14 protein-coding genes and 1 tRNA gene are annotated in these 21,152 nt (G+C 66.2%); 6 read left to right on the top strand and 9 right to left on the bottom strand.

Features of this window, described 5'->3' with window-relative positions; translation table 11 throughout:
- Window positions 1–31: 31 nt before the first annotated feature.
- The 3 genes from metH to LL964_RS14975 all read right to left on the bottom strand — a co-directional run bounded on the left by metH (window position 32) and on the right by LL964_RS14975 (window position 5,158).
- Window positions 32–2,785 carry a methionine synthase gene (gene metH / locus LL964_RS14985; protein WP_104587928.1) on the bottom strand — a complete coding sequence of 918 codons (2,754 nt, stop codon included), beginning with the start codon at window positions 2,783–2,785 and terminating at the stop codon, window positions 32–34.
- 241 nt (window positions 2,786–3,026) lie between these two features.
- Complete coding sequence (locus LL964_RS14980) at window positions 3,027–4,166, bottom strand: homocysteine S-methyltransferase family protein (protein ID WP_104587927.1); 1,140 nt, start codon at window positions 4,164–4,166, stop codon at window positions 3,027–3,029.
- Window positions 4,163–5,158 carry an ArsR/SmtB family transcription factor gene (locus tag LL964_RS14975; RefSeq protein WP_167395366.1) on the bottom strand — a complete coding sequence of 332 codons (996 nt, stop codon included), beginning with the start codon at window positions 5,156–5,158 and terminating at the stop codon, window positions 4,163–4,165. Before LL964_RS14975 ends, LL964_RS14980 begins: the two co-directional genes overlap by 4 nt.
- A 153-nt stretch (window positions 5,159–5,311) precedes the next feature.
- On the opposite strand from LL964_RS14975, the gene LL964_RS14970 reads away from it, so the two are divergent.
- A complete protein-coding gene (locus tag LL964_RS14970) occupies window positions 5,312–6,430 on the top strand; it encodes an acyl-CoA dehydrogenase family protein (RefSeq protein ID WP_228329464.1) in 1,119 nt (372 codons plus the stop codon).
- A 288-nt stretch (window positions 6,431–6,718) separates the two neighbouring features.
- Complete coding sequence (locus tag LL964_RS14965) at window positions 6,719–8,242, top strand: platelet-activating factor acetylhydrolase IB subunit (RefSeq protein WP_146092387.1); 1,524 nt, start codon at window positions 6,719–6,721, stop codon at window positions 8,240–8,242.
- Between the two features lie 375 nt (window positions 8,243–8,617).
- Here the strand turns inward: LL964_RS14965 and LL964_RS14960 are convergent.
- A tRNA-Leu gene (locus LL964_RS14960) sits at window positions 8,618–8,704 on the bottom strand.
- 121 nt (window positions 8,705–8,825) lie between these two features.
- Here LL964_RS14960 and rnr point away from each other — a divergent pair.
- The 4 genes from rnr to LL964_RS14940 all read left to right on the top strand — a co-directional run bounded on the left by rnr (window position 8,826) and on the right by LL964_RS14940 (window position 16,354).
- The gene (gene rnr, locus LL964_RS14955) at window positions 8,826–11,330 is read left to right on the top strand and encodes a ribonuclease R (RefSeq protein WP_104587923.1); all 2,505 of its coding nucleotides are present in this window, start codon (window positions 8,826–8,828) and stop codon (window positions 11,328–11,330) included.
- A 207-nt stretch (window positions 11,331–11,537) separates the two neighbouring features.
- Window positions 11,538–12,011: a GFA family protein gene (locus tag LL964_RS14950; protein WP_104587922.1), complete on the top strand. Its 474-nt coding sequence runs from the start codon at window positions 11,538–11,540 to the stop codon at window positions 12,009–12,011.
- Window positions 12,012–12,309: 298 nt separating this feature from the next.
- On the top strand, window positions 12,310–13,059 hold the full coding sequence (gene rlmB / locus LL964_RS14945) for a 23S rRNA (guanosine(2251)-2'-O)-methyltransferase RlmB (RefSeq protein ID WP_104587921.1): 750 nt from the start codon (window positions 12,310–12,312) through the stop codon (window positions 13,057–13,059).
- A gap of 262 nt (window positions 13,060–13,321) precedes the next feature.
- The gene (locus tag LL964_RS14940; RefSeq protein ID WP_104587920.1) at window positions 13,322–16,354 is read left to right on the top strand and encodes a ligand-binding sensor domain-containing diguanylate cyclase; all 3,033 of its coding nucleotides are present in this window, start codon (window positions 13,322–13,324) and stop codon (window positions 16,352–16,354) included.
- Window positions 16,355–16,582: 228 nt separating this feature from the next.
- Here the strand turns inward: LL964_RS14940 and rnt are convergent, their stop codons facing one another.
- From rnt to pstC, 5 genes are all read right to left on the bottom strand, one after another.
- Window positions 16,583–17,224, bottom strand: a complete 642-nt coding sequence (gene rnt / locus LL964_RS14935; RefSeq protein ID WP_104587919.1) for a ribonuclease T — start codon at window positions 17,222–17,224, stop codon at window positions 16,583–16,585.
- A 304-nt stretch (window positions 17,225–17,528) separates the two neighbouring features.
- Window positions 17,529–18,239 (bottom strand): phosphate signaling complex protein PhoU, encoded by a 711-nt coding sequence (gene phoU, locus LL964_RS14930; RefSeq protein ID WP_104587918.1) that lies wholly within the window; start codon window positions 18,237–18,239, stop codon window positions 17,529–17,531.
- A 122-nt stretch (window positions 18,240–18,361) separates the two neighbouring features.
- Window positions 18,362–19,192 (bottom strand): phosphate ABC transporter ATP-binding protein PstB, encoded by an 831-nt coding sequence (gene pstB, locus LL964_RS14925; protein WP_104587917.1) that lies wholly within the window; start codon window positions 19,190–19,192, stop codon window positions 18,362–18,364.
- A 22-nt stretch (window positions 19,193–19,214) separates the two neighbouring features.
- On the bottom strand, window positions 19,215–20,078 hold the full coding sequence (gene pstA, locus LL964_RS14920) for a phosphate ABC transporter permease PstA (RefSeq protein ID WP_104587916.1): 864 nt from the start codon (window positions 20,076–20,078) through the stop codon (window positions 19,215–19,217).
- A complete protein-coding gene (gene pstC, locus LL964_RS14915; protein WP_104587915.1) occupies window positions 20,078–21,052 on the bottom strand; it encodes a phosphate ABC transporter permease subunit PstC in 975 nt (324 codons plus the stop codon). Before pstC ends, pstA begins: the two co-directional genes overlap by 1 nt.
- Window positions 21,053–21,152 lie beyond the last annotated feature (100 nt).

Here is a 21,152-nt window from a genome sequence, read left to right as displayed (position 1 = left end):
CTCCTGCGATGTCTGCAGTCTGCAGATGCTCTTATTCCGGGTCGTAATCCAGGTTGGAGGCCAGCCAGCGCTCGGCCAGTGCCACGGTAATGCCCTTGCGCCTTGCGTAGTCGGCCACCTGTTCCTTGCCCAGCCGCCCGACCACGAAATACTGGCTCTTGGGATGGCTGAAGTAATAGCCGGACACCGCCGCCGTGGGCAGCATCGCAAAGCTCTCGGTCAGCGACATTTCGGCATTGCGCTCGGCGTCGAGCATGTCGAACAGCGTGCGTTTCTCGCTGTGCTCGGGGCAGGCCGGGTAACCGGGGGCCGGGCGGATGCCGCGATAGCGTTCGGCGATCAACGCCTCATTGTCCAGGTTCTCATCGTCGACATAGCCCCAGAATTCGGTGCGCACACGCTGGTGCAGGCGCTCGGCCAGCGCCTCGGCCAGACGGTCGGCCAGTGCCTTGAGCAGGATGGCGTTGTAGTCGTCGTGCGCAGCCTCGAAGCGGGCGACATGCGGGTCGATGCCGATGCCGGCAGTGACGGCAAACGCACCGATCCAGTCCTGTTTTCCGCTGTCCCTGGGGGCGATGAAATCGGCCAGGCAGAAGTCCGGACGATCGATGGGCTTGTCGACTTGCTGGCGCAGGAAATGCAGTAAACGCCGGGATTCGGGATTGGGAATTGGAGATTGGCCAGGCTGCTGCGAATCCCCAATCTCGGTTGCCGAAACCCGGTGGTCGGTCAGGACCACTTCAACATCATCGCCAGCCGCATTAGCCGGCCACAGGCCGAACACGGCCTTGGCCCTCAGCCATTGTTCGTCGACGAGTTGCGTGAGCATGCGCCGCGCGTCGCGGTACAGCTCGCTGGCCTGGGTGCCGACGATCTCGTCGCTGAGGATCGCCGGGAACTTGCCGGCCAGTTCCCAGGCCTGGAAGAACGGGGTCCAGTCGATCAGCTCGACCAGCTCGGCCAGCGGGTAGTCGTCGAACACGTGCAGGCCCGGCTGACGCGGCGTCGGTGGCGTGTAGTTGCTCCAGTCGCCATCGAACCGCTGCGCACGCGCCTTCTCCAGCGACACCAACCGCTTGGCGTCGCCACGGTTGCGGTGGCGGGCGCGGATTTCGGCGTAGTCGGCGTCGTTGGCGGCCACGAAGGCCTCGCGCAGGTCGCGCGAGATCAGCGATTGCGCCACGCCTACCGCGCGCGAGGCATCCTTCACCCAGACGGTGGGCGCGGTGTAATGCGGGTCGATCTTCAGCGCGGTATGCGCGCGCGAGGTGGTGGCACCGCCGATCAGCAGTGGAATCTCGAAGCCCTGGCGCTGCATCTCGCGCGCCACATGCGACATCTCTTCCAGTGACGGGGTGATCAATCCGGACAGGCCGATCAAGTCCGCATTCTCTTCGCGGGCGCGGTCCAGGATCACCTGCGCGCTGACCATGACGCCCAGGTCGACCACATCGAAGTTGTTGCAGGCCAATACCACGCCAACGATGTTCTTGCCGATGTCGTGCACATCGCCCTTGACCGTGGCCATGATGATCTTGCCGTTGGACTTGCCGACATCGCCGGTGCGCAACTTCTCCGCCTCGATGAAGGGCAGCAGGTAGGCGACGGCTTTCTTCATCACGCGTGCGGATTTGACCACCTGCGGCAGGAACATCTTGCCGGCGCCGAACAGGTCGCCGACTACGTTCATGCCGTCCATCAACGGGCCTTCGATCACGTCCAGCGGGCGCGTCGACTGCTGGCGCGCTTCCTCGGTGTCGATGTCCACATAGGCATCGATGCCGTGCACCAGCGCGTGCGCCAGGCGTGCGCGCACCGGCTTGTCGCGCCAGGCCAGGTCTTCGGTCTTCGCGGCGCCCTTGCTGCCCTTGTAGCGCTCGGCGATCTCCAGCAGACGTTCGGTGCCATCGCGGCGGCGATTGAGGATCACGTCTTCCACGCGCTCGCGCAGCTCCGGGTCCAGGTCGTCGTAGATCGGCATGCCGCCGGCATTGACGATGCCCATGTCCATGCCGGCCTTGATCGCGTGGAACAGGAACACCGAATGGATCGCCTGGCGCACGGTCTCGTTGCCGCGGAACGAGAACGAGACATTGGAGACGCCGCCGGATACGTGGCAATGCGGCAAGGTGTCCTTGATGATGCGGGTGGCTTCGATGAAATCCACCGCATAGTTGTCGTGTTCTTCGATACCGGTGGCCACGGCAAAGATGTTCGGGTCGAAGATGATGTCTTGCGGGGGGAAGCCGACCTGCTCGGTCAGTACCTTGTAGGCGCGCGTGCAGATCTCCACCTTGCGCGCACAGGTGTCGGCCTGGCCAGCCTCATCGAAGGCCATCACCACCGCGGCGGCACCGTAGCGCAGCACCTTGCGGGCCTGCTCGATGAACACCGCTTCGCCTTCCTTGAGCGAGATCGAATTGACCACGCTCTTGCCCTGCAGGCATTTCAGACCGGCTTCGATCACCGTCCACTTGGACGAATCGACCATCACCGGGATGCGCGCGATATCCGGCTCGGACATGATCAGGTTGAGGAAGCGGGTCATCGCCTTTTCGGAGTCGATCAGGCCCTCGTCCATGTTGACGTCGAGGATCTGCGCGCCGTTGGCGACCTGCTGGCGCGCCACCTCCACCGCCTCTTCGTAACGCTCTTCCTTGATCAGCTTGCGGAACTGCGCGCTGCCGGTGACGTTGGTGCGCTCGCCCACATTGACGAACAACAGGTCTTGGGTGATGACCAGAGGCTCCAGGCCGGACAGGCGGGTGTAGCGGGGAGTGCTCATGCAAGGCTCTGCCGGACGTTGAGGGCGCGATCGGTGGTGGTGAACCGGTGTTCACGGCTGTGCCACGGAAGGTGACGCGAAGCAGCCCTCATCCGGCGCTTCGCGCCACGTTCTCCCGCTAGCGGGAGAAGGGAAGTGCGCTGTCCTCGGAGCGCCATCGTGGCAGGCGACGCGACGCCCTTTCCTTCTCCCGCTTGCGGGAGAAGGTGCCCGAAGGGCGGATGAGGGGGCGGTTGGCGCCTCACGCGGCCAGCTCCCGCGAGCCAGGCAACTGCCGCGGCGGTAGATCTGCCACCGCCTCGGCGATGGCGCGGATGTGGTCGGGCGAGGTGCCGCAGCAACCGCCGACCAGATTGAGCAGGCCGGCCTGTGCGAACTCGCGCAGCGTGTGCGCCATCTCTTCCGGCGTTTCGTCGTAGTCGCCGAATGCATTCGGCAGGCCTGCATTCGGATGCGCGCTGACATAGGCGTCGGCAATCTGCGCCAGCGTCTCCACGTGCGGGCGCAGATCCTTGGCGCCGAGCGCGCAGTTCAGGCCGACCGACAAGGGCCGTCCATGCGCCACCGAAGCATAGAACGCTTCGGCGGTCTGCCCGGACAGCGTGCGTCCGGAGGCGTCGGTGATGGTGCCGGAAATCATCACCGGCAGGCGCCCGCCGCGCGCTTCGAAGACTTCTTCGATGGCGTACAGCGCTGCCTTGGCATTGAGGGTGTCGAAGATGGTTTCCACCATCAGCGTGTCGGCACCGCCGTCGATCAGCCCTTCGATCGCCTCGCGGTAGGTTTCCCGCAACGCGTCGAAACTGGTGTTGCGGTAGCCGGGATCGTTGACGTCCGGGCTGATCGAGGCCGTACGGCTGGTGGGGCCCAGCACCCCGATCACGAAGCGCGGTTTGTGCGGGGTCAGCGCTTGAACCGCATCGCAACAGGTACGCGCGACCTGGGCACCTGCCTTGTTCAGCTCGTACACCAGGTGTTCCAGGTGATAGTCGGCCTGGCTGACCGAGGTGGCGTTGAAGGTATTGGTTTCCAGCAGGTCGGCACCGGCGTCCAGGTAGGCGCGGTGGATGCCAGCGATGATCTCCGGGCGGGTCAGCAGCAGCAGGTCGTTGTTGCCCTTGAGGTCGTGGCCTTCCGGCGCATGCGCGTGATCGCATCCAGGCCCATGCACGTGCGCGCTGTCGTAGCCGTCGGCGAAACGGGTGCCGCGGTAATCCGGTTCCTGCAGGTTGTGGCGCTGGATCATGGTGCCCATCGCGCCATCGATGATGAGGATGCGTTCGGCAAGCGCGGCAGTGAGCTTGGCTGCACGCTCCGGATGCAGCCACGGCAGCGAGAACGGGATCGGGGATTCGGGATTGGGGATTCGCGCGTGCGTCATGGTCCGGTTCTCCTCGCCGCAGTGTCTGTGTGTTCCACCAATCCCGAATCCCGATTCCCCAATACCGGCTTCACCGCGATCAACGAAATCACTTCGAAATGCGGCGGGCGCTTCTCGCGCGTGACCGTCTCCAGGCTGGAGACGTCCAGCCCGGCCTTTTCGACGAATCGGCGCAATTCCTTGGCGGCGAAACCAAGATTGACGTGGCCATAGGCCTGCACTGCGGCGCGATGCTCGTGCTTGGCCAGGCTGCACAGCAGCAAGCGGCCGCCCGGGCGCAGCACGCGCGCCGATTCGGCCACCGCCTGCGCCGGCTTGGCGGCGTAGGTGAGTGCGTGCATCAGCACCACCAGGTCGAAGCTGGCATCGGGGAAGGGCAGCGCATGCATGTCGCCTTCGCGCACTTCCACGTTACCCAGCTTGCGCAGGCGTTCGCTGGCGGCGGCGACCACGCGGGCGCTGGTGTCGATACAGATGTAGCGGGTGGCGTGCGGCGCCACCAGTTCGGCCAGCACGCCGTCGCCGGAGGCGATGTCCAGCACGTCGCCGGTTTCCAGCAAGGGCAGGGCCGTGCGTGCCAGCGCTTCCCAGGTGCGGCCGGGCGAATAGTGGCGCTCCATGTCGCCGGCCACCGAATCGGCCCAGTTCTGGTCGGCGGCACGATTGGCCAGCACGGCGGCCACGCGTTCGGCGTCCTGACGCAGCAGCGGGTCGTCGCTGCCGGTACTCAGCGCCAGCCACAGTGCGCGCTGGGCCGGATCCAGCGAGACCTCGTCGTAGCGGTAATACGCGGAGACACCGGCGCGGCGGTCGCGCACCAGCCCGGCTTCCTTGAGCTTGGCCAGATGGGTGGACACGCGCGGCTGGGCCAGGCGGGTGATGGCCGACAGCTCGGCCACGGTGAGCTCTTCCTGTTCCAGCAAGGCCAGCAGGCGTACCCGGGTGGCGTCGGCGAACACCTTCAGGCGGGCCGACCAGTCTTCCAGATCCATGAATATCTCTATATCGCGATATGGAGATATTTTCGGCCGGGCAGGGAGTGGGGTCAACTACATACGCATGCGAATGGTTGTGGCTACAATGGGCGCACAGTCAATACCCGGGAGGGGTCGAACGTGGATTTCAGCTTTACCGAAGAACAACTGATGATCCAGGACGTGGCCCGCCGGATCGGCCAGGAAAAGATCGCCCCCAGTGCCGAGCACTTCGACCGCAGCGGCGAGTTCCCGCTGGAAAACATCCAGTTGCTGGGCGAGAACGGCCTGATGGGCATCGAGGTGCCGGCCGAGTACGGTGGCGCGGGCATGGACCCGATCAGCTATGCGCTGGCGATGATCGAGATCGCTGCCGCCGACGGTGCGCACTCGACCATCATGTCGGTCAACAACTCGCTGTTCTGCACCGGCATCCTGAAGAACGGCACCGAGGCGCAGAAGCAGCTGTACGTACGCGCAATTGCCGAGGGCACCCACATCGGCGCGTTCGCGCTGACCGAGCCGCAGTCCGGCTCCGATGCGTCGGCGATGCGTTGCCGTGCAGTCAAGCAGGGCGATGGCAGCTTTGTCATCAACGGCAAGAAGAGCTGGATCACCTCCGGCCCGGTGGCCAAGTACATCGTGCTGTTCGCGGTGACCGAACCGGACAAGGGCTCGCGCGGCATCACCGCGTTCATGGTCGATACCGAGCGCGCCGGCTTCCACCGCGGCAAGACCGAGCCCAAGCTCGGCATTCGCGCCTCGGCCACCTGCGAGATCGAGTTCACCGACTACGTGGCGCAGCCGGACGAAGTGCTGGGCGCCGAAGGCGAGGGCTTCAAGACCGCGATGAGCGTGCTCGATGCCGGCCGTATCGGTATCGCCTCGCAGGCGGTGGGCATCGCGCGCGCCGCGTATGAGGCGACGCTGGCCTATGCGAAGGAGCGCAAGGCCTTTGGTGCAGCGATCGGCACCTTCCAGATGACCCAGGCCAAGATCGCCGACATGAAGTGCAAGCTGGACGCAGCACTGCTGCTGACGCTGCGCGCGGCCTGGCTCAAGGGTCAGGGGCAGAAATTCGGCACCGAGGCGGCCGTGGCCAAGCTCACCGCGTCCGAAGCGGCGATGTGGATCACCCACCAGGCGGTGCAGATCCACGGCGGCATGGGCTATTCGAAGGAAATGCCGCTGGAGCGCTACTTCCGCGACGCGAAGATCACCGAGATCTACGAAGGCACCTCGGAGATTCAACGCCTGGTGATCGCGCGTGGCGAGACCGGGCTGCGCTGAGGTCGGCCGCGCTCCAGCGCTGCCGCAGGCGCGGCAACGCTGGAGCGCTCACAGAGATGCGAAGATCACCGATGTCTACGAAGGCCTCCCAAATCCAGCGCCTGGTGATCGCGTGTCGGCACGCTCCTGCATCGGCCGGTGCGCAGGATGGGATGCAGCAGCGTTATCGGGCCAGTGGCGCACATTAGCCATCGCGCCGCGCCTGAGTGCAGATGCTGCGCGATGGCGCTTGTCGTTCGCCGCGGCAGCGGACCACAATCGCCGCTTCTCTCCGTTTCTGGTGCGCGCATGTTCCGGTCGTTGCATATTGCGCTTTTCCGCGCTTCGCTGTCTGCCATCGCGCTTGCGCTGATGTGCGGGGGGCTGTTGCTGGCCTGCGCCACCGCAGGGGCGCAGACGCCGCCGCCTTCCATCGTGCCCACCGACCGGCTGCAGGAGCCCTGGTGGGTGCAGCGGCATGCGCAGGTGCTGGAGCAGGTCAAACAGCACCCGAACACCAGGCTGCTGCTGATCGGCGATTCGATCACCCAGAACTACGAGAAAGCCAAGCTGCCAGACGAAGACTTCCAGTCCACCTGGCAAACCTTCTACGGCAGTCGCGGCGCCCTGAATCTGGGCTTCAGCGGCGATGGCACCGAAAACCTGCTGTGGCGGCTGGCCAATGGCGAAGTGGATGGTCTGCAGCCCAAGGTCGCGCTGGTGCTGATCGGCACCAACAACACCGGTCACCTCGACCAGAGCGCCGAGCAGACCCAACTGGGTATCGATGCGGTGGTCGCGGCGCTCGAACAGAAGTTGCCGCGCACCCACATCCTGCTGCTGAGCGTGCTGCCCAGCGAGATCTCGGTGGAGAAGTCGCGGCGCGACGCGCAGGTCAATCAGGGGCTGGCCGTGCGCTACGGCGACAATCCGCGCGTGACCTATCTGGAAGTGAGTTCGGTATTCCAGCGCGGCGGCGCACTGCGCACCGAGCTGTTCTACGACCCGCGCCTGCGCCCTGCCGCCGGTGCCCTGCATCCGGATACGCAGGGTCAGCGCATGCTGGCCGAGGCGATCGAGCCGACCCTTGCGCGGCTGCTAGGCGAGCCGCCGGTCAAGCCGGTGGCCGAGCTCGGCCGCGATGCGGCGACCTCGCTGATGCCGGTCGATTGGCTGGAACAGGATTCCTACGACTGGTACGCCCGCCACCATGCCGCGCTGGCCGAGGCGCGCACGCTCAAGCCCGAGGTGGTGATGATCGGCGACTCGATCACCCATTTCTGGGCCGGTCCGCCGCAGGCCACCCGCGTCAGCGGCCTGGATTCCTGGCAATGGCTGTACGGCAAACGGCGGGTGCTGAATCTGGGCTTCGGCTGGGATCGCACCCAGAACGTGTTGTGGCGCATCCGCCAGGGCGAACTCGACGGCCTGGATCCGCGCTGGGTGGTGCTGCACATCGGGACCAACAATCTCACCGGCACCGCGCAGGCGCGCGCCAGCACGCCGGCCGAAGCTGCCAAGGGCGTAGAGGCGGTGGTCGCCGAGGTGCGCCGCCGGTTGCCCGGCAGCAAGCTGATCCTGATGGCGATCATGCCGCGCGGCTTCCGTGCCGACAGTCCGCTGCGTGCGCCGATCGCCGAAACCAATCGTCTGCTTGCCGCCCGTTTCGCCAGGGATCCGTCGGTGCAGTTACTGGATATCGGGCCGCGGATGCTGCAACCGGACGGATCCCTGCCCGAAGCCTTGATGCCCGACAGCACCCATCCCAGCGACGCCGGCTACCGTATCTGGGCCCAGGCCTTGCGCGCTGCAGGCATCACCGCGGGGCGATGAGGTGGTCGGGCAGGTGCCAGGCGTGGCGCAGTCCAGGGCTGCGCTGACATCGACTGCGCGTGCCGGTCAGTGAGTATCGCGGGTCGCGCTGCGGCTTGCGTTCGCTTGTATCCGCTCGAGTGGACTGCGCGGCTAAATCGTCAGCCAGGCTGATCCGGAAGCATTGGCGCCGATACGACACAGCGCATGATCGTTGGCCGTCCTGGCATGCGTGGGGCCGATGCGAGAGCCGCTTGCACGCTGCGCCGTCGCCAGCGGCCGTTGAACTGATCGAACAGGCAGGGGCATGGTGCAGGCCGAGGTGATCAGAGGTGCCGGAAGACATCGGACCCCAGAAACCAGAAGACCCCCGATCGCTCGGAGGTCTTTTTAAACTGGTGCCCAGAAGAGGACTCGAACCTCCACGAAGTTGCCCCCGCTAGCACCTGAAGCTAGTGCGTCTACCAATTCCGCCACCTGGGCAGGTGAGCCGCGAATTCTGCAGACTCCCGCAGGGCTTGTCAACGCTTTTTACAGGCCGATCGCCGACGGCCGGCGTCGGCCTGCCGCCCACGCCAGGACCGCAGGGGGTACCATAAGCGCAATGACAAAGAAAAACCCCCCAGATTCCGCCCGGCCCAGTCGCCGTAAAGCCTCCAAAGCGGGCGATTCCTCTACCGCCGAGCAACAGAAGTTGCCGGGGTGGATGCCGGACTTTCTGGTTCGCGCCGCCGCCGGCGCTTCGACCAGGTCCGCAAACAAGCGCTCCGCCGCCAAGTCGTCTCCGGAGTTGCCCAGCGCCACGCGCGCACCGCATCCGCGCAAGAGCGGGCCACCGGCGCCGCCGCCCGAGCGGTTCGCCGAGCCTGCGGCCGCTTCCGCCCCGGGCTTCAAGGACCCGCATGCCGACCGCGAGGCGCTGCGCTATGCCGAGCCGATCGCCAGCCGCGAAGCCATCCTGCAGCTGCTGGAGGCCTGCGACGGCCCGCAGACCGCCGAAGAGATCGCCGAGCAGCTGGGCCTGAGCGCGCGTATCGACGCACTCGGCAAGCGCCTGGCCGCGATGGTGCGCGAGGCGCAGCTGGTGCAGAACCGCCGCGGCGGCTATGCACCGGTGCAGCAGACCAGCCTGATCGCCGGGGTGGTGATCGCCAACCCGGAAGGCTTCGGATTCCTCAAGCCGGACGAGGGCGGCGACGACCTGTTCCTGCCGCCTTTCGAAATGCGCAAGGTGATGCACGGCGATCGTGCACTGGTCAATGTCACCGGCATCGATCGCCGCGGGCGCCGCGAAGGCGCCATCGCACGTGTGCTCGAACGTGGCATGTCGCGCATGCTGGGCCGCTTCTTCTACGAACACGGCGTGGCCTACGTCGATCCGGACGACAAGCGCATCCAGCGCAATGTGCAGATCGCGCCGGACGGGATTGGCGAGGCGCGCGAAGGCCAGCTGGTGGTATGCGAGCTGATCGCGCCGCCGGACGCGCGCCGCCCCGCCATCGGCAGGATCATCGCTGTGCTTGGCGACAAGTTGACGCCATCGCTGGTGGTGGAGATGGCCATCCACGGCCACGAATTGCCGCACGAGTTTCCGCAGCAAGTGCTGGACGAAGCGGCGGCCGTGCCGCTGGTGGTGGAGCCGCAGATGATCGGCGGCCGGGTGGACCTGCGGCAGATGCCGCTGGTCACCATCGACGGCGAGGACGCCAAGGATTTCGACGACGCGGTGTACTGCGAACCCAATGCCGACGGTTTCCGTCTGGTGGTGGCGATCGCCGACGTGTCCAACTATGTGCGCCCAGGCACGCCGCTGGACGAGGAGGCGCAGAAACGTGCCACGTCGGTGTATTTCCCCGGGTTCGTGGTGCCGATGTTGCCGGAGACGTTGTCCAACGGCATCTGCTCGCTGATGCCCAAGGTGGATCGCATGTGCTTCGTCTGCGACATGCAGGTGGGGCGCGATGGCGAGGTGACCGGGTCGCGCTTCTACGAAGCGGTGATGAATTCGCATGCGCGCCTGACCTACAACCAGGTCTGGAAGGCGGTGGGCGAGGACGATGCCGACACCAAGGCCTTCATCGGTCCGCTGTTGCCGCAGGTGCAGCGTCTGCATCAGCTCTACCACCTGTTGTCGAAGGCGCGCACGCAGCGTGGCGCGATCGAGTTCGAAACCTCGGAAGTGCGCTTCGTACTCGACAACACCGGCGAAGTGACCCAGGCCGGCATGCTGGTGCGCAACGATGCGCACAAGCTGATCGAAGAATGCATGATCGCCGCCAACGTGGAGGCGGCGCGCTATCTGCTGAGCGTGCATGTGCCCGCGCCCTACCGCGTGCACGAGCGGCCGCCGGAGAGCAAATACGAGGACCTGCTGGAGTTTCTCAAGGAATTCCAGCTCAGCCTGCCGGCCTGGAGCAAGGTGCGCCCCGGCGATTACACCAAGCTGCTGAAGAAGGTGCGCGCACGTCCCGATGCGGCGTTGCTGGAATCGGTGCTGCTGCGCAGCCAGAGTCTGGCGGTGTATTCGCCCGACAACCACGGCCACTTCGGCCTGGCGCTGGAGGCGTATGCGCATTTCACCTCGCCGATCCGCCGTTATCCGGATCTGCTGGTGCACCGCGCGATCAAGCATGCGCTGACTGGCGCCAGCCCTGAGAAATTCCTCTACACCCCGCGGCAGATGGCTGCGCTGGCGCTGCAGTGTTCCGAGCGTGGGCGGCGCGCCGACGAGGCCGAACGCGAGGTGGACGAGCGCTACCGCGCTGCCTGGATGGAAAAACACGTCGGCCGCCAGTTCGACGGCGTGATCAGTGGCGTGACCGGGTTCGGCCTGTTCGTGGAGCTCAACGAGTCCAAGGTCAACGGCCTGGTACATGTCACCCAGTTGCCGCAGGACTATTACCAGTTCGACCCGATCCGCAAGACGCTCAGTGGCGAACGCCGCGGCCGTGAGTTCCGTCTGGGCGATCCGGTGCGCGTGCTGGTGCTCAAGGCCAGCATGGAAGAGCGCAAGATCGACTTCCGCCTGACCGACGATGGCGCAGCGCCTGAGGCGCCGCTGCCGCCGCGCGAGACCCCGACCAAGCGCAAGAAGAAAAAGTCGCTCTGAGATGTCCGATGGCGTGGCGGGCTTGCGGGATGGTGGCCCGCACGACGGCGAGGCAACCGGAAGAACGCCGGCAAGGTGGAGCGGGAAGTGAGCAGGTGGGTGCGGCTGCGCAGTCGTAGTGTCGGCCGCTCCCATCGATGGGTGGGCCGTAGCGGATGTTCCTGGTCCGCAATGGCGTGCGTAGCAGACCGACTTGCGGAGCAGACGATGGAGACTTCGAGCGAGTACAGTGGTGGCTGCCAGTGCGGGGCCGTGCGTTTTCACGTGCGTGGCGTGTTGGTCGATGCATCGATCTGTCACTGCCGGATGTGCCAGAAGGCCTTCGGAGCGTATTACGCACCGTTGGTGTCGGTACGCGGTACCGAGTTCCGCTGGACCCGCGGTGCGCCCAGGCGTTTCGCCTCCTCGTCGGTGGTGCAGCGCGGTTTCTGCGCCGAGTGCGGCACTCCATTGACCTACGAGGCGCCCGATGGCGTAGCGGTCGCCGCGGGCGCATTCGATGCACCGGAACGATTGCCGCCGCATATCCAGTACGGCGTGGATCGCAAGCTGCCCTTCGTCGATAACCTGGCGCAGTTGCCCCCGCGCCCGCCCGAAGACGATGCCGCCGCCGTGGCGTTCCTGGCCAGCGTGGTGTCGCGGCAGCATCCGGACCACGATACCGAGCGGTGGCCGGGGTAAGCAGCTCAGGGTGTGGCGCGTGCTCGATCGCGGTACGCAGGCATCCCGACGGTGTGGTCTGGTTCGCTACTGATATCCGCCTGCGGCAAGGCGCACGCAGCTAGCGGCTGACAGCCGATCATGGCGCGATGCGCGGCAAGGCGTCCGTGCCTTGGTCGGGAATCGCTGGTGCGCCAGTCGGGCCAGCCACTGCATGGCGTGCGGGCATCGCGGCCCCACGTCATGGCGCGTGCCCCGGCCGTGACGTATCCGGCCGCAGGCCCTACCATTCCCCTTTACCTTTTTCTATTCCCGCGCAATGAGCAAGCAGAACCAGTGGATCGTCGGCGTCAATGCCGTCGCCTCGTCCGTCGAGAACGACGCCGACAACGTGCGCGAGGTGCTGATCGAGGCAGGAAGCAAGAATCCACGCCTCACCGAGATCGAGGAGCAGGCGCGCCGCAAGGGCATCGACGTGCGCCGGGTTGCCACGCAGGCGCTGGACGGCGTGGGCGGGCAGGTGCGCCACCAGGGCGTGGCCGCGCGCTATGCCGCCGCGCGCCTGTGGGCCGAGAACGAACTGGAAGGGCTGATCGCCGCAGCCGACGGGCGCGCACTGGTGCTGGTGCTCGATGGTGTGCAGGATCCGCACAACCTGGGCGCCTGTCTGCGCAGTGCGGCGGCGGCAGGCGTGACCGCAGTGGTCATCCCAAAGGACAAGTCGGCCACCGTGAACGCCACCGTGCGCAAGACCTCGGCCGGCGCTGCCGACCGCATTCCGGTGGTGGCGGTGACCAACCTGGCACGCTGCCTGCGCGATCTGCAGAAGCAAGGCGTGTGGCTGTACGGCCTGGCCGGCGAAGCCGAGGCGTCGTTGTACGACGTGGATCTGCGCGGCAATGTCGGGCTGGTGCTTGGCGGCGAAGCCGATGGCCTGCGCCGGCTGACCCGCGAACACTGCGACGGGCTGGTCAAGATTCCGATGCCGGGCGATATCGAAAGCCTCAATGTATCGGTGGCTACCGGGGTGACATTGTTCGAGGCAGTGCGCCAACGGTTGGGCAGATGATCGCTCGGCGTTTCGCGCTGCGGTTGGGGTCGCTGACGTCGGCTTGCCGGTCGCGTCGGGCGAACGCGCGCGCGGCCGCCAGGGTGCCCCGTGGGCCTGTCGGCGATCCGCGCAGATCGCCGGGCCGGGATCGCCGCAAGTAACACCGGGGCAGACGCCCAACGCTGCTGGATCAACGCTTGCGAACGCGGAGGCCGCCATCGTTCAGCGCGCAGGCCGCTTTTTGCCTACCATATCGGCAGTAACCGGCGTGTCGTGTCTGATGAAACTTGGGGTGGGCGCCTGCGGCAGGGGCGAGAACGGAAATGCCGGCAAGGCGCGAGTACGCAGGCATCGGCAGTGGTGGCGCTGGCTTGGCGCCGGCGTGTGCACATGGTTGTTGCTGTACGCGTTCGCCGCAGCCGCCGAGCCCGTCGGCACGGCGCCATTGCGCAACTACGCCATCGACAGCTGGAGCTCGCGCAACGGCCTGCCGCACAATTCACTGCGCGATATCGCGCAAACGCCCGATGGCTACCTGTGGTTCGCCACCTGGGAAGGGCTGGTGCGCTACAACGGGTTGGAATTCAGCGTCATCGACCGCAGCACCCGGCCGGGTCTGCCCGACAACGGCGTCGGTGCCCTCTACGCCGATCGCGACGGCGCGCTGTGGCTCAGCGATGCGCGCGGCAATCTGGTTCGGCATGGCGCCGATGGGCAGTGGCGTAACTGGCAGCGCAAGGGGCAATGGCCGCAGGCGCTGATCCATGCGATGACGATGGACCCGCAAGGTCGTATGTGGCTGCTGTTCGAAGGGCATGGGTTGGGATGCCTGTGGCCTGACGGACGCTTCGTGTATTTTCCGCCGCGCGACGGCGTACCGCTGCAGAGCAGCTTTCCGCGCATGCTGTTCGACGCACGGGGCCGGCTGCTGATCGGCACCCTGGATGGGTTGATCTATCGCGAACCGGATGGGCGCATGCACCGTGCACCGGCCGCCTTCGGGTTTCCACCCGGCCTGGCGTGGCCGTATCGCGCCGCGGACGGCACGCTGTGGGTGGTGGCGGGCGATGGGGTGTACCGCCTGCACGACGAACGCGCCGAGCGGGTGCATCGCCTGCCGGGGCAGGGACACTTCACCGCGATGCTGCAGGATCGCAACGGCGATCTGTGGCTGGGCAGTGAAAACCGGGGGCTGTTGCGTGTCGGCAGGCATGGGGTGGAACACCTGCCAGCGGGGCGCGGCCTGCCGACTGGCCGCATCGTCAGCCTGCGCGAGGACGCCGAAGGCAGCATTTGGGTGGGTGCCAACGGGGGGCTGTTCCGTCTGCGCGAGACCTTGTTCAGCAGCTACAGCCAGCGTGACGGGTTGAGTGGGGACTATGCGCGTGCCGTGCTCGAAGACCGCGACGGCAGTCTGTGGATCGCCAGCACCGCAGGCCTGGATCGCATGCTGCCGGACGGCCGCATCGTGCCGGTACCGGTCGCGTTGCCATCCGGGCGCCGGCCGTCGGTCCTCAGTCTGGCGCAGGATCGTCGCGGCGACCTATGGGTGGGTACCTACGCCGACGGCGTCTTCGTGCTGCGCGACGGGCGGCTGCTGCGGCACTTCGGCGAGGCGCAAGGCATTCCCAGCGGCCATATCCGCGCCATCGCCATCGACGCACAGCAGGCGGTGTGGCTGGCCACCCAGCGTGGTGTGGTGAAGCTGGTGGATGGCAGGCGCGTGCCGCTGGCGATCGCCGGCATGCCCGATGGGGTGATCACCGCGTTGGCCAGTCTGGATGGTGCGCTGTGGATCGGTTCGGTCGACGGTGCGGCGGTGCTGCGCGATGGCCGCTTGCAGCAATTGGACCTGGAGCGCCTGGGCGGCGCGCGTAGTGTGTTCGGGTTCCGCTCCATCGGTGACGCGGTGTGGATCTCCACCGATCGCGGCCTGTATCGCGCACGTCGCGGCACGCTCGCACGCGTGGGCTTGGAGCAGGGGATGCCGGTCGATACGGTGTTTCAGCTGGTCAGGGACCGGCTCGGCAATGCGTGGATCAGCAGCAACCGCGGCGTGCTGCGCATCGAGTTCGATGCGCTCGACGCGGTGGCCGACGGACGCGGCACGCTCACGATCGAGCGTTACGGCGAGATCGACGGCATGGGCAATGCGCAGGCCAACGGCAGCTCCGGCCCGAGTATGATCGAGCGCACGGACGGTTCGGTGTGGGTGGTGACCGCAGGTGGCGTGAGCACGGTCGATCCGACACGTCTGCAGCGTTTTCGCGAACGCCGCCCGCCGCCGTCGGTGATCGAAAGCGTGCAGTTGGATGGGCAGCCGCTGGGCTGGCGTCGACAGGCCAGGTTGCCTGGCGGTCGCCGGCTCACCGTGGCCTACGCCGGCATGAGCTTCCTGCTGTCCGAACGCATCGAGTACCGCACACGCCTGGATGGCCTGGACAGCGCCTGGATCGAACGCGGGCGACAGCGCAGCGTCGAATTCATCGGGCTGCCTCCCGGCCATTACACGCTGCGCGTGAGCGCACGCCACCCGGGCGGGGCATGGAGCGGGCAGGAGGCACGCTGGACCTTCGACGTGCTGCCGCTGTGGTGGCAACGCCAGGATGTACGCCTCGCGGCGCTACTGGCGGCGCTGATCGCGCTGACCCTGTCCTACCGGCTGCTGCTGCGCCGTTACAAGACCCACAACGCCCGGCTCGCCGAACTGGTGCGCAGCCGGACCCAGGATCTGCAGCGGCAGGCGCAGCGATTGCTGCAGGCCAACCAGGAGAAGAGCGAGCTGCTGACACGCCTGCGCATCAAGTCCGAGGTGTTCGAGCGCCAGGCGCACGAAGACGCGCTGACCGGACTGCCCAACCGTCGCCATTTCGACGAAGCGCTGGCGCGCGACATCAGCCGCGCCCGTCGCAGCGGGCGTCCGCTGGTGCTGGCGATCCTGGATATCGATCACTTCAAGCGCATCAACGATCATTACTCGCATGCCAGCGGCGACGCGGTGCTGCACGAAGTGGGCGCACTGCTGACCGCCGCTGCACGCGCCACCGACCTGCCGGCGCGGTTGGGTGGCGAAGAGTTCGCACTGCTGCTGACCGATACCGGGCTGGACGACGCCCAGCCGCTGTGCCTGCGCATTCGTGCACTGTTCCACGCCCGCCGCGATTGGGGAGGCGTGGAAGGGCTGCAGGTGACCTTCAGTGCCGGCCTGGCGCAGTTGCACGACGACGACACCGCATCGTCGCTGATGCAGCGCGCCGATCACGCGCTGTACGACGCCAAGAGCGCGGGCCGCGACCGGATCAGCGTGGGCTAGTCGCCGGGATTGGGCATTCGGGATTCGGGATTCGTAACACCTGCTGTACCGGCGCTTCGCCTTTTCCGTTGACGGCCTACGCTCTGCAGTGGTGGGGTGTCCAAACCGATTGTGACTACATGCCGCGAGAGGATCTGGGCCACGCACAGGCTGTGTTTCATGGTTTCGACAGGACAAGCTCTCAGCCCGAACGCGTGCTCTTGTCAGTCCTGAATCCCGAATCCCGACCTAAACGGGCCCCGGCCAGGCATTGGCGATCGTGCAGAACAGCCGAGCGGTCTGCTCGGTATCGTAGACCGCGCTGTGCGCATCGGCAGTGTTCCAGTCCAGCCCGGCCGCCTGCGCGGCGCGCGCCAGCACGGTCTGTCCGTAGGCCACGCCGGCCAGGGTCACCGTATCGAACACGCTGAAGGGGTGGAACGGGTTGCGCTTATGCCCCACGCGCGCGACGGCCGCATTGAGGAAGTTCAGATCGAAGTGCGCGTTGTGGCCGACCAGGATCGCGCGCTGGCAGCCGTACTTCTTGACCGCCGCGCGTACCGGCGCGAACACATGGTCCAACGCGTCCTTTTCCTGCTTGGCGAAGCGGAACGGGTGGTCCAGCACGATGCCGGTGATTTCCAGCGACTTCGGGTCGATCTCCAGCCCTGGCGCGGGTACCAGATGCGCACTGGCGGTTTCGCCGGGGAAAAAACGCCCGGTCGCGTCCATTTCGATCGGCACGCACGCGATCTCCAGCAGGGCGTGCCGGTTCCAGTCGAAGCCACCGGTCTCTACGTCCACCACCACAGGCAGGTAGCCGCGGAAGCGCCGCGACATGGGCAGGAAGGCAGGGGCAGGCTGTGGGTCGACCGGTTCGTTCATCCGCATAGCCTAGCAGGTCGCACCGCGGCGCTGACCTGGGTCATCCTTTGCCATCCGGTGTGCTCTCTCGCTCGATAGCCAGGCGCTGGGAGACGCGGGCGGGGCCGTGGGCATTCTGACCGTCGACGCACTCCCCGAGCGCGCGAGGACCTGCCCGCTTGAATCGATAGCCCCCGGTGGCCGACAAAAACAAGGCCCGTACCACGGAGCCGTGGCACGGACCAACCTGACGACGCTTCAAGCCAACGGCGGTGCGCAACCAGCGCGCCGCGCACCGGTCGGCAGCGCTCGATACGCAGATTCTGGCGGCTCAGACCACGCCAGTGGTGCTGGTATCGTCGCGCTTCACGCGAGGCGGCAGCGGCTGTTCGCCATGCACCAGGAACCACACGTTCTCGGCGATGTTGGTGGCGTGGTCGCCGATGCGTTCCAGATTCTTGGCCATGAACAGCAAGTGCGTGCAGGGAGTGATGTTGCGCGGGTCTTCCATCATGTAGGTGAGCAGTTCGCGGAACAGCGCGGTGTACTGCGCATCCAGGCGCGCATCTTCGTCGCGCACGCGCACTGCCGCATCGGCATCCTTGTCGCGATAGGCCTGTACCGCTGCGCGCACCGCATCGGCCGCCATCCGGCCGAGCGCGCGCAATCCCACCGTCTGCGGCAGCGGCGGTGCGGAATTGAGGGCGATCGAGCGTTTGGCGACATTGGCCGCGTAGTCGCCGATCCGTTCAATATCGGCCGGAATGCGTAGGCCGGCCAGGATCTCGCGCAGGTCGCGCGCCATCGGCCCGCGCAAGGCCAGGCGCATCACGTCGTGGCTGATGGCATGCTCCAGCGCATCGATGGCTTCGTCGTTGACCACGATGCGGTGCGCGGCGTTGTCGTCGCGGCGTTCCACCACGTCCAGTGCCGCTTCCAGCTGCGCCACCGCCGTCTCGCCCATGCGCACGATTTCGGCGACGAGACGGTGCTGCTCCTCGTCGTAGCTTTTGACGATGTGGTCGTTGAGGTGCTGGTTCATCGTGGTCTCGCTCGTGGCAGGGGTGGATGTCCCTCGCCTGCGCGCGCGCGGCGTCGCGCGCGCGCGCGCGGGCAGGGCAAGGGAGCCGCTTCGTTGCGGCGCAGGTGAGGCTTCGCCTTACATCAACCGAACCGACCGGTGATGTAGTCCTCGGTCTGCTGCTTGGACGGCTGGGAAAAGATCGTTTCGGTGCGGTCGTGCTCGATCAGATCGCCCAGATACATGAAGGCGGTGTAGTCGGACACGCGTGCAGCCTGCTGCATGTTGTGGGTCACGATCACGATGGTGTAGTCGCGCTTGAGTTCTTCCACCAGTTGTTCGATACGGCTGGTGGAAATCGGATCCAGTGCCGAAGTGGGTTCGTCCAGCAGCAGCACGTCCGGCCGCAGGGCCACCGCACGCGCGATGCACAGGCGCTGCTGCTGGCCACCGGACAGGCCCAGCGCGCTTTGCCCCAGCTTGTCCTTGACCTCGTCCCACAGCGCGCCCTGGCGCAGCGCCTGCTCCACGCGGTCCTGCATGTCGGTCTTGGACAGTTTTTCGTGGTGACGGATGCCGTAGGCCACGTTCTCGAAGATCGTCATCGGGAACGGCACCGGCTTCTGGAACACCATGCCGACCTTGCTGCGCAAGCGGTTCATCGGGTACTTCGGCGACAGGATGTTTTCTCCGTCCAGCAATACCTCGCCGCGCGCCTCCATCTTCGGGTACAGCGCATAGATGCGGTTGAAGATGCGCAGCAGGGTCGACTTGCCGCAACCCGATGGACCGATCAGCGCGGTGACGCGCTTTTCCGGAATCTCCAGATCGATGCCTTTCAACGCGTGGTACTTGTCGTAGTAGAAGTCCAGATTGCGTGCGGCCACCTTCACCGGCGCCTGCGCTGTCGGTGCCCCCTTGGCGGCCGGAACCGCGATGCGATGCATCGGCTTGGCGTTTTGGAGATCGTTCATGTCAGGTGTCCGGAGGAAAAGGTCAGTCATTGGAAATCTTGTTGCGCAATAGCAGCGCACGTGCGCCAAGGCTCACCAGCAGCACGAACACGGTCAGCACCAGCGCGCCGGCCCAGGCCAGCGTCTGCCAGGACTCGTAAGGGCTGCCGGCGAACTGGTTCATGATCACCGGTACGCTGGCCATCGGCTGGAAGATGTTGCTGTTCCAGTACTGGTTGCCGAACGCGGTGAACAGCAACGGCGCGGTTTCCCCGCTGATACGCGCCAGCGCCAGCAGCACGCCGGTGACGATGCCGGCCGAGGCGCTGCGGTACAGCACCTGCACCGTCACCTTCCACTGTGGAATGCCCAGCGACAACGCCGCCTCGCGCATCTGCGCAGGTACCAGCCGCAGCATCTCGTCGGTGGTGCGTACCACCACCGGCAGCACGATGAAGGCCAGCGACAACGCGCCGGCGAACGCCGAGAAGCGACCGCCGGTCTGCATGACGTACAACGTGTAGACGAACAGACCCAGCACGATCGACGGCGCCGACAGCAGGATGTCGTTGACGAAGCGCACCACGATGCCGGCCTTGCGCGCATTGCCGTATTCGGCCAGCCAGGTGCCGGCCGCCACGCCCAGCGGGGTGCCGATCGCTAGCGCCAGGCCGCACATCACCGCACTGCCGAAGAAGGCGTTGAGCAGGCCGCCTTCCTGCATCGGCGGCGGTGTCATCTCGGTGAACAGCTTGAGGTCGATGCCGGGCACGCCCTTGGACAACAGGGTCCACAGGATCCAGGCCAGGAAGAACAGCCCGAACAGCGCGGTGATGCACGAGATCAGCAAGGCCACCGCATTGGTGATGCGGCGCCGGTTGTACAGCGACTGCGAGACCGAGGACATCAGTTGCCCTCCCGGCGCGACAGCTGCATGAGCATGAGGCGCGCGATGGCCAGCACGATGAAGGTCACGATGAACAGCACGAAGCCCAGCAGCAGCAATGCCGAGCGATAGGTCTCTGTAGCCTCGCCGAAGTCGTTGGCGATCAACGCGGCGATGGTGGTTCCCGGCTCCAGCAGCGACGGCGACAGGCGCACCGTATTACCGACCACGAAGGCCACCGCCATGGTCTCGCCCAGCGCGCGCCCCAGGCCCAGGAACACGCCGCCGATCACCGCCGAGCGCGTGTACGGCAGCACGATGTCCCAGCTGACTTCCCACTTGGTGGAACCCAGTGCGTACGCCGATTCCTTCAGACGGGTGGGAACGGTCAGGAACACCTCGCGCATCACCGAGGAAATGAACGGGATCACCATGATCGCCAGCACGAAACCGGCGGTCAGCAGGCCGATCCCCAGCGGCGGCCCCTGGAACAGCGGGCCGATCAACGGCAGCGTGCCCAGGTGGTCGTTGAGCCACGGCGTCACGTGTTCGGTCATCACCGGGACCAGCACGAACAGGCCCCACATGCCGTAGATGATCGATGGAATACCGGCCAGCAATTCGATGGCAGTGCCGATCGGGCCCCGTAGCCAGCGCGGCGCCACCTCGGTGAGGAAGAACGCGATGCCGAAGCTCACCGGTACCGCGATCAGCATCGCGATCATCGCCGTGACCAGGGTGCCGTAGATCGGCGCCAATGCGCCGTACTTGTTCTCCACCGGATTCCAGTCGGCGGAATAGAAGAAGCTCAGGCCCTGCATCTGCAGCGCATGGCGGCCGCCCCACAGCATCGACAATGCCGCGCTGCCCAGTGCGAGCAGTACGAACACCACGGTGGCCGCCAATGCCAGCTTGAACAGACGATCGGCGCGCGCATCGCGCAGGTCGCGTCCGCGCGGGGCGGTCATCGCTTCGGGAATGGCAGTGGCATTCATTCGATTGAACCCGTCACCCGCGCAGTGGCGGGGCGTGAGAGATCAGGAGCGGCAAGGCACCCGCAGGCACCTCGCCGCCGCGCAGCCCGCCGCGCAGGCG

The organism is Xanthomonas melonis (assembly GCF_020783655.1).
Taxonomy (GTDB): Bacteria; Pseudomonadota; Gammaproteobacteria; order Xanthomonadales; family Xanthomonadaceae; genus Xanthomonas; species Xanthomonas melonis.
Note: the sequence above shows the minus strand (reverse complement) of the source record. Positions and strands in the feature narration are given on the sequence as shown.